This window comes from Sphingomonas canaveralia (assembly GCF_047238125.1).
In the GTDB taxonomy this organism is placed as follows: domain Bacteria; phylum Pseudomonadota; class Alphaproteobacteria; order Sphingomonadales; family Sphingomonadaceae; genus JBDFMH01.
On record NZ_JBDFMH010000001.1, the window covers coordinates 1,474,832 to 1,486,229 of the forward strand.

11 protein-coding genes are annotated in these 11,398 nt (G+C 67.8%); 4 read left to right on the forward strand and 7 right to left on the reverse strand.

The genetic code is table 11. The features are described 5' to 3' along the window. The gene (gene rsmA / locus ABC347_RS07030) at positions 1 to 828 is read left to right on the forward strand and encodes a 16S rRNA (adenine(1518)-N(6)/adenine(1519)-N(6))-dimethyltransferase RsmA (RefSeq protein WP_413245022.1); all 828 of its coding nucleotides are present in this window, start codon (positions 1 to 3) and stop codon (positions 826 to 828) included. A 119-nt stretch (positions 829 to 947) separates the two neighbouring features. Here the strand turns inward: rsmA and ABC347_RS07035 are convergent, their stop codons facing one another. From ABC347_RS07035 to ABC347_RS07055, 5 genes are all read right to left on the reverse strand, one after another. Further along, positions 948 to 1,475, reverse strand: coding sequence for a hypothetical protein (locus ABC347_RS07035; protein WP_413245023.1), 528 nt, complete (start codon positions 1,473 to 1,475; stop codon positions 948 to 950). Between the two features lie 32 nt (positions 1,476 to 1,507). After that, positions 1,508 to 2,683, reverse strand: coding sequence for an RsmB/NOP family class I SAM-dependent RNA methyltransferase (locus ABC347_RS07040; protein ID WP_413245024.1), 1,176 nt, complete (start codon positions 2,681 to 2,683; stop codon positions 1,508 to 1,510). A 3-nt stretch (positions 2,684 to 2,686) separates the two neighbouring features. Then, on the reverse strand, positions 2,687 to 4,147 hold the full coding sequence (guaB, locus tag ABC347_RS07045) for an IMP dehydrogenase (RefSeq protein WP_413245025.1): 1,461 nt from the start codon (positions 4,145 to 4,147) through the stop codon (positions 2,687 to 2,689). An 82-nt stretch (positions 4,148 to 4,229) separates the two neighbouring features. Continuing rightward, positions 4,230 to 5,693 (reverse strand): M28 family peptidase, encoded by a 1,464-nt coding sequence (locus tag ABC347_RS07050; RefSeq protein WP_413245026.1) that lies wholly within the window; start codon positions 5,691 to 5,693, stop codon positions 4,230 to 4,232. A gap of 9 nt (positions 5,694 to 5,702) precedes the next feature. Next, on the reverse strand, positions 5,703 to 6,533 hold the full coding sequence (locus ABC347_RS07055) for an HpcH/HpaI aldolase/citrate lyase family protein (protein ID WP_413245027.1): 831 nt from the start codon (positions 6,531 to 6,533) through the stop codon (positions 5,703 to 5,705). Positions 6,534 to 6,610: 77 nt separating this feature from the next. Here ABC347_RS07055 and ABC347_RS07060 point away from each other — a divergent pair, with 77 nt between their 5' ends. Then, positions 6,611 to 7,597: an SPFH domain-containing protein gene (locus ABC347_RS07060; RefSeq protein WP_413245028.1), complete on the forward strand. Its 987-nt coding sequence runs from the start codon at positions 6,611 to 6,613 to the stop codon at positions 7,595 to 7,597. After that, the gene (locus ABC347_RS07065) at positions 7,594 to 8,052 is read left to right on the forward strand and encodes an NfeD family protein (RefSeq protein WP_413245029.1); all 459 of its coding nucleotides are present in this window, start codon (positions 7,594 to 7,596) and stop codon (positions 8,050 to 8,052) included. Before ABC347_RS07060 ends, ABC347_RS07065 begins: the two co-directional genes overlap by 4 nt. A 59-nt stretch (positions 8,053 to 8,111) precedes the next feature. On the opposite strand, the gene ABC347_RS07070 is transcribed toward ABC347_RS07065, so the two are convergent. Next, on the reverse strand, positions 8,112 to 8,819 hold the full coding sequence (locus ABC347_RS07070) for an SAM-dependent methyltransferase (RefSeq protein ID WP_413245030.1): 708 nt from the start codon (positions 8,817 to 8,819) through the stop codon (positions 8,112 to 8,114). 72 nt (positions 8,820 to 8,891) lie between these two features. After that, positions 8,892 to 10,490: a phosphoenolpyruvate carboxykinase gene (locus ABC347_RS07075; RefSeq protein ID WP_413245031.1), complete on the reverse strand. Its 1,599-nt coding sequence runs from the start codon at positions 10,488 to 10,490 to the stop codon at positions 8,892 to 8,894. A gap of 200 nt (positions 10,491 to 10,690) precedes the next feature. On the opposite strand from ABC347_RS07075, the gene ABC347_RS07080 reads away from it, so the two are divergent. Continuing rightward, complete coding sequence (locus tag ABC347_RS07080) at positions 10,691 to 11,398, forward strand: response regulator transcription factor (RefSeq protein WP_413245032.1); 708 nt, start codon at positions 10,691 to 10,693, stop codon at positions 11,396 to 11,398.

The window sequence follows — 11,398 nt, forward strand, 5'->3', positions numbered from 1 at the left end:
ATGGGCCTCGATACACTGCCGCCGTTGCGCGATGTGATCGCACGCCACGGCCTGTCGGCATCCAAGGCGCTGGGCCAGAATTTCCTGCTCGATGGACAGCTGCTCGACCGGATCGCGCGCGTGCCCGGGCCGCTGGCCGGGGAGACCGTCTATGAAGTCGGCCCCGGCCCGGGCGGGCTCACGCGCGCTCTGCTGAAGGCCGGCGCGAATGTGATCGCGGTCGAGCGCGACCGGCGCTGCCTGCCCGCGCTGGCGGAACTGGATGCCGCATCCGGCGGCCGGCTGCGCGTGATCGAACAGGATGCGCTGGCGATCGACGAGCCGGCGCTGGGCGCGCGCCATGTCGCGTCAAACCTGCCCTATAATGTCGGCACCGCGCTGTTCGTGCGCTGGCTGACAGCCGATCCATGGCCGCCCTGGTGGCAGTCGCTGACGCTGATGTTCCAGAAGGAGGTCGCCGAACGGATCGCGGCCGCGCCGGGCAGTGCGGCCTATGGCCGGTTGTCTGTCCTGGCGCAGTGGCGCGCGACGCCCCGGATCGCGCTGCCCGTCCACCGCTCCGCTTTCGTGCCGCCACCCAAGGTGATGTCGGCGGTGGTCCATGTCGTGCCGGCTCCACAGCCGACCGGCGTATCGATGCGCACGCTGGAGATGCTGACCGCCGCCGCCTTCGGCCAGCGCCGCAAGATGCTGCGCCAGAGCGTGAGAGGTGTCGCGGGCGCTCTGGACGCGCTCGATCAGGTCGGCATCGATCCGCAGCGCCGTGCCGAGACGCTGACGGTGGCGGAGTTCGTGGCGGTCGCGCGGGCGATGGAAAGTCGAGACTGACCGCGACACAAGATCGTCACATACGATGGAGCCGTGCGTTGCGAGCGAGGTCTAGCCACGCCCATCGCCGTCGCTCGAAAAACGCGAACGCGTGGAACCCGGGCTAGCGCCTCGACCGATCAATTCTTCGGTGCGACGGCTTCCTTGCCCTTCGGCGGCACCACGGTCGTCGCCTGCGCGGTCACCACCGCCGGCGGCGGGCCCTTGGCGATCGCGGCGGCCAGCGATGTCGCCGGCGCGCAATCGACTTTGCACAGCCCCTTGATGCGGACGAGATTTGCCTTCGCCCGCTCGATCGCGCCGCGCTGGACCATCGCCTCGCCCTGCCCGCCGAGGGCATTGGTATCGTTGGGCTCGATCTTCAGCGCCTCGCGATACAGGCGGATCGCCTTGCCGGGCAGCTGCTGCGCCTGCGCGACCCGGGCCAGCGACACGAACGCTGCCCGGTTGCGCGGATCGATCGCCAGCGCGCTTTCCAGCGCGTCGTTGGCGGCGGTCAGATTGCCGGCACGGCGCGCCGCTTCCCCCTGCTGCGCGAGCGCCACCGATGCCACGTTGATCTGATCGTCTGGACGTTGGCTCAGGCTGACGCTGGACACCGCGGCAAGCGACAGCGAAAGGGCCAGGGCGATCGGGGAAAAGCGCATGAACAGCTCCGTGACGGTCGGTTGCGGCGTTTCTAGCATGGCCGCTCCAGCCTCGCGACGAAAAAGCCGTCGGTGCCGTCCCGCGCGGGCGTCAGCACCCGGCCAGACCCGCGCGCCGTGCCGAAATCGGGATGGATGGCGCCGCCCCGCCAGCCCGGATGGCGATCGAGGAAGCCCGCCGCCTGATCGGCGCCTTCGGCATCCAGCAGCGAACAGACGATATAAACGAGCACGCCGCCCGGCATGACGAGTTCGGCGCCGAGATCGAGCAATCGCGCCTGCAATGCCACGAGCTGTTCCAGCCGCTTCGGCGTCAGCCGCCAGCGCGCTTCCGGATTGCGCCGCCAGGTGCCCGTGCCCGAGCACGGGGCATCGACCAGCACGACATCAGCCGCGCCGATCAGCGCGACCAGCGCATCGCCCTCGCGACCGGGATCCAGCAGCTGAGTCTCGACCGATACCCCCGCCCGCTCCGCACGCGGGGCCAGCCGCGACAGCCGGCCGCGATCGGTATCGGTCGCGATCAGCCGCCCCTGCCCCGCCATCATCGCCGCCAGCGCCAGCGTCTTGCCGCCGCCGCCCGCACACAGGTCGATCACCGTCATCCCAGGCTGCGCGCCTGCGGCCAGGCTGACGAGCTGGCTGCCTTCGTCCTGCACCTCGATCAGCCCGTCGTGCCAGGCCTCCAGCGTCTCGACATCTGTGCCTTCGGGCAGGCGCAGCCCGTCCGGGGCGTGGGGCGTGGGCATTGCCCCTGCAATCGCGATGCCGGCACGATCGGCGCGCAGCCGGTTGACCCGCACGTCGAGCGGCGCGCGATCGAGCAGCGCAGCCATGCCACCCGGCCCGACCACCGCTTCGATCTGCGGCGCGAGCCAGCCAGGGGCGACACCGGCGCCGGCCGGCTTCTCACTTGCCGCGATCGCATCGGGGGCGTGCGTGCCGCCGTCGAACAGCGCCGCCACCGCCGGATCGCCAGCCGCTACTCCCAGCAGCGCCGCGCGGCCGCTGACGGGCCGCTCGCCCGATCGCCGGATCGCGGCATAGACCAGGTCGCGCACCGCGCGGCGATCCTTCGAGCCCGCATAGCGCCGGGTTTTGAAATAGCGCGCGATCAGCGTGTCGGCCGCCGCACCGCCATCGCGTGCGGCGAGGATGATCTGGTCCAGCAGCTCGATCGCCGCCTGCGCGCGCGCGCCCGGCGTCACCGCCTAGCCCTGCGTCGGATAGTTGGGGGCTTCGCGCGTGATCGTGACATCATGGACATGGCTTTCGCGCAGGCCGGCATTGGTGATCCGCACGAACCGCGCCTTCGCGCGCAGCTCCGCCAGCGTCGCCGACCCGGTATAGCCCATCGCCGCCTTCACCCCGCCGACCAACTGGTGGATCACGTCGCGCGCCGCGCCCTTGTAAGCCACCTGCCCCTCGATCCCTTCGGGCACCAGCTTCAGCTGATCCTTGATGTCCTGTTGGAAATAGCGGTCGGCGGATCCACGCGCCATCGCGCCCACGCTTCCCATGCCGCGATAAGATTTATACGCACGTCCCTGATACAGAAAGGTTTCCCCCGGCGCCTCGGCGGTGCCGGCCAGCAGCGATCCGACCATCACGCACGATGCGCCCGCCGCCAGCGCCTTGGCGACATCGCCCGAGGTACGCAGGCCGCCATCGGCGATCACCGGCACGTCATGCTCGGCCGCGGCCTCGGCGGATTCCATGATCGCGGTCAGCTGTGGGACGCCGACGCCGGCCACCACCCGCGTCGTGCAGATCGATCCAGGGCCGATCCCGACTTTCACCGCATCCGCGCCGGCCGCGATCAGCGCGCGCGTCGCCTCCGCGGTCGCCACATTGCCCGCCACGATCTGAACCTTGTTACTGAGCGCGCGGACCCGCTCCACCGCGCGTGCGACATCGCGATTATGGCCATGCGCGGTGTCGATCACGATCAGGTCGCATTCGGCGTCGATCAGCGCGCGGGTCCGCTCGAACCCGGTCTCGCCCACCGTCGTCGCCGCTGCCACGCGCAGCCGGCCGGTGCCGTCCTTGGTGGCGTTCGGATACGTGACGGCCTTCTCGATATCCTTGACCGTGATCAGGCCCACGCAACGATAGGCCTCGTCGACGACCAGCAGCTTCTCGATCCGGCGCTGGTGCAGCAGCCGGCGCGCCTCCTCCTGGCTCACGCCCTCGCGCACCGTCGCCAGGTTCTGGCTCGTCATCAGTTCCGATACGGGCTGGCGCGCATTCTCGGCGAAGCGCACGTCGCGGTTGGTGAGGATGCCGACAAGGCGGCCCGAAGCCTCGGTTACCGGGATGCCGCTGATCCGGTTGCCCGCCATCAACTCGCGCGCATCGGCAAGCGTGGCATCAGGACGGATCGTGATCGGGTTCACCACCATGCCGCTTTCGAACCGCTTCACCGCGCGGACCGCGGCGGCCTGCTCGTCGACGGTGAGGTTGCGGTGGAGCACGCCGATGCCGCCCAGCTGCGCCATCACGATCGCCATGTCGGCTTCGGTGACGGTATCCATCGCCGCCGACAGGATCGGGATGTTGAGCGCGATATCACGCGTGACGCGGGTGCGCGTGTCCGCTCCGCTTGGCAAAACATCGGATTCGCCGGGGCGGAGGAGAACGTCGTCGAAGGTAAGGCCGAGGGAGATGTCCATGGCGGCCGATAGACGGTCACCCCGATTCGGGTCCACCCCTAGTTGCAGCCGAGCCGCCCGCCCTGCCCGGCAGGGACGACGGCTATCGGCTCGCGATCGGCCAGGCCTTGCGATCGCCGAACCGGCGGCCGAGAGCGATGTTCAGCGTCACATCCTCCGCCGCGCCGCCCAGTACAAGTGGCTGCGTCATATCGTCGCCCGGCCCGTGATAGGGTCCGCGGATATAAGTCATCAGCCGATCCATGTCGCTGAACGAACCACCCACCATCACGGCGTTCACGCCGCGCTTGTGCAGCGCCCAGCCGTCCTGTCGCGGCAGAAAATCCTTTTCTTCCTGATCGTTGTCGATCTTTCTTCCCAGCTTCCGAACGACCTGATCGATGGCCGGATCGAGCGGGGTCAATCCACGCCCCATGATCGCGACCGGCGTACCCTTCGGCGCGATCGCGACCGTATCAAGGTTGAACGATGCGATGATATCCGTCAGCGGCACGCTCGGATCGGCGGCATAAGCCTCGGCCCCCAGCAGACCCATCTCCTCGGCGGTGGTCGCCACCATCACCATGTCGCGATCGGGGCGCCGGCCCTTGCCCAGCCCGCGCGCGATCTCGATCATCATCGCAAGGCCGCTGGCATTGTCGACCGCGCCGTTGCAGATCCGGTCGGGGGCGCCTTCGGGCCGGCAGAGCCCGAGATGATCCCAGTGCCCCATGAACAGCACCGCGCGGCCATCCGATGCACGGCCCGGCAACCTGCCGATGACATTGTAACTGTCATAGCTGCGCACCACCGTATCGGCGAGCACGGTCAGCGGAAAGTCGGTCGCCACAGCGTGGAAGCCGGCGCCGTCGCTGCGCCGCGCCAGATCGGCCGGATCGGCCTTGGCAGCGGCCAGCAGACGATCCGCCGCGGCCTGCGAGATATAGCCGGTCAGCGGTGGCTGTTCCACCGCGCCCAACGTCGCCGCGCCCGATCGCACACTGTCGCGCAGTTTCTCGAATGGAGTCGTCGAATCATAGATCAGGATGGTCGCGGCGGCGCGGCGCGCATGCATCAGCCTAGCACGCTCCGCGGCCGACGGCGCCTTCACGCCCTTGGGCGCGGAGGCCCGGATCAGCACCACCGCGCCTTCCAGATCGAGCCCGGCAAGATCGTCGCGCTCGGCAGTGACGACGCCGTGACCGGCATAGACCAGCCGCGCGGTGGATAGCTTGACCAGCGGCTCGCGGCCGAACAGTACCAGCTCGTCATTGCCGATCGATCCGCCCGCCCAGCTGACCGACGCGTTGCGTGGCGCCCGTTTCGCCAGGGTCACGCGCTGATACCAGCTGCCATCCTTCGCGCCCGGCACGAAACCGGCCTTCGCGAACTGCTGGGTCAGATAGGCGAGCGCCTTCGTCTCGCCTTCGGTACCCGGCTTGCGGCCCTGCATGGCGTCGTCGGCCAGCACTGCCATATGGGCGCGCAGCTTGGTTTCCACCCCGCTGGCGGCGATGGCGGGATGGGCGGTGGCGGCGATGAGCGCGCCGATCAGGATGGATCGCATGGCCCGCGGTTAGCGCGGCGCTGCCGGCGTCGGCAAGCGATCTTCATCGCCGCCCGCATCCGCCATCGCCAGCAGCCGGCGCGCAGCGGCCACATGCATCCCTTCGATCATCCGGTCGCCATATCGCTCGGCCCCGCCGGTGAAGGCAGCGATCAGAGCCCGCGCCTCCTCGATCTCGGCAGCACTGGGGCCGAATGCGCGATTGGCGACAGCGATCTGATCGGGATGGATCAGGGTCTTGCCATCGAATCCCAGTGCCCGCCCGTCCGCACATTCCAGCGCCAGCCCGGTTTCGTCCTTGAACGCATTGTAGACGCCGTCGAGCGCCAGGATGCCCGCGGCACGCGCGGCCAGCACGATCGTCTGCAGCGACAGCGCGAGGCTGGTCCGCGGCGCGCCCGGCGGCAACCGCAGTTCGGCCGCCAGATCGTTGGTGCCGGCGATCAGCCCGGCCACCGGCGCGGCAGCGGCAATGCCATGCGCCGCGAAGATCGCCGTCGGCGTCTCGATCATCGCCAGCACCGGCATCGGCAGGTCCAGCATGGCCTGGCCGGGATGCTCCACCTTGGGTAGCACCACATAGTCTACAGCGGCCTTGCGGACGGCTGCCAGATCGGCCTGGTGCCAGGCAGTCCCGGCCCCGTTCACGCGGATCGCGACCGGGCGGCCGAACCCCGCCGCCGCCTCCACCGCGGCCGCGCGCGCCCGATCCTTGTCCTCGGCCTTCACGGCATCCTCGAGATCCAGGATCACCAGATCCGCGGCCGAAGTGCGTGCCTTTTCGATCGCGCGCGGGTTGGACGCGGGCAGGTAGAGCGCCGATCGCACCCGATCCAACATCGATGATCCTTTCCGATTCCTGTGGCCTTGCGCCCCTATCATGGGGCAGCATCCCCCCGACAAGCGAGAGGAACGAAATGGGCGTCTTCTTCATCGTGCTGGCTGTGCTGGCCATCGTGTTCATCTTCGCGGGCGTCACGGTGGTCCGGCAGGGCTTCCAGTACACGATCGAACGGTTCGGCCGGTTCACCCATGTCGCGCGGCCGGGGTTCAACTTCATCATGCCGTTCGTCGACAGGGTCGGCCGCAAGATCAACATGATGGAACAGGTCCTGGACATACCAGGACAGGAAATCATCACCCGCGACAATGCGATGATCGCGGTCGATGGCGTCGTGTTCTTCCAGGTGCTGGATGCCGCCAAGGCCGCCTATGAAGTCTCCGAAATCTATGTCGCGATCATGCAGCTGACGACCACCAACCTGCGCACCGTGATGGGATCGATGGATCTGGACGAGACGCTGTCCAAGCGTGACGAGATCAACGCGCGGCTGCTCTCGGTGGTCGATCATGCCACCACGGCCTGGGGCGTGAAGATCACCCGTGTCGAGGTGAAGGACATCCGCCCGCCTGCCGACATCGTCAACGCGATGGGCCGCCAGATGAAGGCGGAGCGCGAGAAGCGCGCCGTGATCCTCGAATCGGAAGGCAGCCGCGCCTCCGCAATCCTGCGTGCAGAAGGCGAGAAGCAATCGCAGATTCTTGAAGCCGAAGGTCGCCGCGAAGCCGCGTTCCGCGATGCCGAAGCCCGCGAGCGCGAAGCCGAGGCCGAGGCCAAGGCGACGCAGATGGTGTCCGATGCGATCGCGGGCGGCGATGCCCAGGCGATCAATTATTTCATCGCGCAGAAATATGTCGATGCGGTCGGCAAGTTCGCGACCTCGCCCAATGCCAAGACGATCCTGTTCCCGGTCGAAGCGACGCAGTTGATCGGCACACTGGGCGGCATCGGTGCGCTCGCCAAGGCGGCGCTGGGCGAGGATGGCATGCCCGTGCCGCCTGCGCCGCCCGCCCCGCGTGCGCGCCCGGTCCGCCCCGGGCCGTTCGAGCAGCCCGGATCATGATCGACGGCAGCCTGCCCATTGCCGCCCACTGGCTGTGGCTGATTCTGGCGCTTGCGCTGGGCATCGCCGAAATGGTGGTGCCGGGCGTCTTCCTGATCTGGCTCGCGGTTGCCGCCGCGGTCACCGGGCTCGCCGCGCTGGCAATTGGGATCGCGGCGCCACTGCAGTTCGGGTTGTTCGCGCTGACAGGGATCGCCGCAGTCTATGCCGGCCGCCGCTGGTTCGCCGCCAACCCGATCCGATCGGAAGATCCGCTGCTCAACGAACGCACCATTCGCCTGCTGGGGGAGCGGGTGGTGGTGACAGCCGCGATCGCCGGCGGACAAGGCCGGGTGCGCCTGGGCGACAGCGAATGGACCGCCGAAGGCCCCGACGCTCCGATCGGCACGCGGATGGTGATCGCAGGCGTACGCGGCAACGCCCTGCACGTCGTGCCGGATGCCGACTTGATCTGATCCATCCTGCCAGTCGCGGCGATCGGTAGCGCGGAGCTTGGGTTCGAGTTGCCGATCGATCAGCCCAGCCGATAGATACGGTATCCGTCGTCCGCCTCCACGAGCGTCCAGTGACCGCTCGCCTCGAACGCCTCCGGGAACAGCGGCTCGAGATAGAGCGCCCAGATCGGGCGCGGAGCGGCGGCGTGGGTGGCCTCGAGCTTCGCCACCATCGGCCGCAATATCTCGCCGTGGCACGGGTTGTAGAAATAGGTGACGAGCGGACCGGCGGGCGGATCGAAGGCGCGCGCATCGCAGCAGAGCGACCGCACCGGGCCGGACGCGACGGGCGCCTTCCCGCTGAACAGTGCGATATTGGCCTCGGCGATCGCATGCATCGCGGGCGCGATTTCGATCCCGGTCACATGGGCGAACGGCCGGAGCGCGGCCAGCAGCAGGATTCGGCCCTTGCCGCTGCCATAATCGACGAAGCCATATCCCGCCGGATCGATGTCGATCGCGGAAAGCAGCCGATCGAACATCGCATCCTGTGCGGCCTGATAGCCATGCAGCCGGTGCGAATCGACGCTGTCGATGCCGAGGCTGCCGACCGTGCGGACCCCGCCGGTATCGGTGCCCCAGAGCCGGTCGAACGCATCATCGGCGTCGCGGCGGGCGCGCTCGGCGGCGGTGAACCGGCGGGCGGCGTGGCGCATGTTGAGCAGCAGCAGCTCGCCGATCTCGGCGGGGCTGCGCTGTCGCGCGAAGTGGGTCAGGCGGGCCAGCATCCCTGCGGGCTAACCCGCGATGCTGAACAAAAACTTGCGTTTCCGGGGCGCGGACGCCCCGGAAACAATTTGTCATGCCGCCTTGGGTGCGGCCTGGCGGACGCCTTCGTCCACGGCGTCCTCGAACTGGGCGAAATTCTCGATGAACTGACCGACCAGCTTGCGCGCGGTGGCATCATACGCCGCCGGATCGGGCCAGGTCGACCGCGGGTCGAGAATCTTGCTGTCGACGCCCGGCACCGCCACCGGCACCTGGAAGCCGAAGTTCGGATCGGTCCGGAACTCGGCATCGTTCAGGCTGCCGTCGAGTGCCGCGTTGAGCAGCGCGCGCGTCGCCTTGATCGGCATGCGGTGGCCGACGCCATAGCTGCCGCCGGTCCAGCCGGTGTTGACCAGCCAGCAATCGACCCCGCCCTTGGCGATCCGCGACTTCAGCAGATTGCCGTAGACCGACGGATGGCGCGGCATGAACGGCGCACCGAAGCAGGTGGAGAAAGTGGCATCCGGCTCGGTGACGCCGATCTCGGTACCCGCCACGCGCGCGGTATAGCCCGACAGGAAGTGATACATCGCCTGATCCGGCGTCAGCTTCGCGATCGGCGGCAGTACGCCATAGGCGTCCGCGGTCAGGAAGATCATGTTCTTCGGGACCGGCCCGAGGTTCTTCTCAGACGCGTTCGGGATGAAATCGATCGGATAGGAACCACGGCTGTTCTCGGCCAGCGAGTTGTCGTTGAAGTCCAGCTCGCGCGTTTCCGGATCCATCACGACATTCTCGAGCACGGTGCCGAACCGCTTGGAGGTCGCGAAGATCTCCGGCTCCGCCTCGGGCGAGAGGTTGATCATCTTGGCGTAGCAGCCGCCTTCGAAGTTGAAGACCGCAGTGTCGGACCAGCCATGCTCGTCATCGCCGATCAGCGTGCGGCTGGCGTCGGCGGACAGCGTGGTCTTGCCCGTGCCCGACAGGCCGAAGAAGATCGCGGTATCGCCGTTCGCGCCGATGTTTGCCGAGCAGTGCATCGGCATCACGCCGTCGGCCGGCAACAGATAGTTGAGGATGCCGAACACCGACTTCTTCATCTCGCCGGCATATTTGGTGCCGCCGATCAGGATCAGCTTCTCTGTGAAATTGACCGCGATCACGGTCTCGCTGCGGCAGCCGTGGCGCGCAGGGTCCGCCTGGAAGCTCGGCAGATCGATGATCGTGTAATCGGGCGTGAAGCCGGTGAGATCATCGGCGGTCGGCCGCACCAGCAGCGTGCGGATGAACAGGTTGTGCCACGCCAATTCGTTGATCACGCGCACGTTGACGCGGTGCTCCGGCTGCGATCCGCCGAACAGATCCTGCACGAACAGCGTGTCGCGGCTGCCGAGGGCGGTCAGGAAGTCGGCCTTCAACGCTGCGAAATGCTCAGGGCTCATGCCCTTGTTGGTCTTGCCCCACCAGACCGTCGATTCGGTCTCGGCATCGCGCACGATGAACTTGTCGTTGGCGGAGCGGCCGGTGTGCTTACCGGTCTTCACGACCAGCGGGCCGTCCTTGGCCAGCTGGCCCTCGCCCCGCAGCACCGCCTGTTCCACCAGCGGCGCAGTGCCAAGGTTCCAGTGCACGGTCGCGCCGGTTCTGATTCCCTGGGCGTCCAGCCCGAAGCTCGGCGTCCGATCGCCCATCCCACTGTCTCCTGTCAACTTTCCGGCCCGTCATCGCACGGAATCCGCGAACATGCTGCGCGCATATCCGAGCGATGCCGGTCGGTCAAAGTGGTGTTTGCGCCCGAACATAGCGCAGATGCCCCGCAAAGGCACGATGGTTGTCGCGACACCGGCGTTCGGCTACCGCTGCGGGCCGAATGCCAGGAGCCGTCGCACCGATGCAGCCCACGATCGCGCTCGTCGATGACGACCGCAACATTCTCACCTCGGTCTCGATCGCGCTGCAGTCCGAAGGGTTCGCGGTGCGCGTCTATGCCGAGGGCGAAGCGGCGCTGAAGGCGCTGGTCGAAACCCCGCCAGACCTTGCCGTGCTGGATATCAAGATGCCGCGCATGGACGGGATGGAGCTGCTGCGACGCCTGCGCGAGAAGAGCGCGATCCCGGTGATCTTTCTGACGTCGAAGGACGACGAGCTGGACGAGGCACTCGGCCTCGCGATGGGGGCCGACGACTATATCACCAAGCCGTTCTCGCAGCGGCTGCTGATCGCCCGCATCCGCGCGATCCTGCGGCGTACCGAGGTGCGTGCCGGAGACATCCCCGGCGACGAGGCACCGCCCCCCGAACGGATCGAGCGCGGCCGGCTGACGATGGATCCGGCCCGCCACCGCGTGCAGTGGGATGGGCGCGAAGTGGTGCTGACCGTGACCGAATTCCTGATCCTGGAAGCGCTGGCGCAGCGCCCTGGTTTCGTCAAATCACGCGATCAGCTGATGGACACGGCCTATCAGGACGATGTCTATGTCGACGATCGTACGATCGACAGCCACATCAAGCGGCTGCGCCGCAAGTTCCGCGCGGTGGACGGCGAATTCAAGGCGATCGAGACGCTTTACGGCGTCGGCTATCGCTTCTCCGAGGAATAG

Excerpts from the sequence above, each read along its gene's own strand:
- ABC347_RS07050 (WP_413245026.1), bottom strand. The coding sequence starts at position 5,693 with ATGCGATCCATCCTGATCGGCGCGCTCATCGCCGCCACCGCCCATCCC.
- ABC347_RS07035 (WP_413245023.1), bottom strand. The coding sequence starts at position 1,475 with ATGCGCTTTTCCCCGATCGCCCTGGCCCTTTCGCTGTCGCTTGCCGCG.
- ABC347_RS07080 (WP_413245032.1), top strand. The coding sequence starts at position 10,691 with ATGCAGCCCACGATCGCGCTCGTCGATGACGACCGCAACATTCTCACC.
- guaB (WP_413245025.1), bottom strand. The coding sequence starts at position 4,147 with ATGGACATCTCCCTCGGCCTTACCTTCGACGACGTTCTCCTCCGCCCC.
- ABC347_RS07060 (WP_413245028.1), top strand. The coding sequence starts at position 6,611 with ATGGGCGTCTTCTTCATCGTGCTGGCTGTGCTGGCCATCGTGTTCATC.
- rsmA (WP_413245022.1), top strand. The coding sequence starts at position 1 with ATGGGCCTCGATACACTGCCGCCGTTGCGCGATGTGATCGCACGCCAC.
- ABC347_RS07065 (WP_413245029.1), top strand. The coding sequence starts at position 7,594 with ATGATCGACGGCAGCCTGCCCATTGCCGCCCACTGGCTGTGGCTGATT.
- ABC347_RS07070 (WP_413245030.1), bottom strand. The coding sequence starts at position 8,819 with ATGCTGGCCCGCCTGACCCACTTCGCGCGACAGCGCAGCCCCGCCGAG.
- ABC347_RS07075 (WP_413245031.1), bottom strand. The coding sequence starts at position 10,490 with ATGGGCGATCGGACGCCGAGCTTCGGGCTGGACGCCCAGGGAATCAGA.
- ABC347_RS07055 (WP_413245027.1), bottom strand. The coding sequence starts at position 6,533 with ATGTTGGATCGGGTGCGATCGGCGCTCTACCTGCCCGCGTCCAACCCG.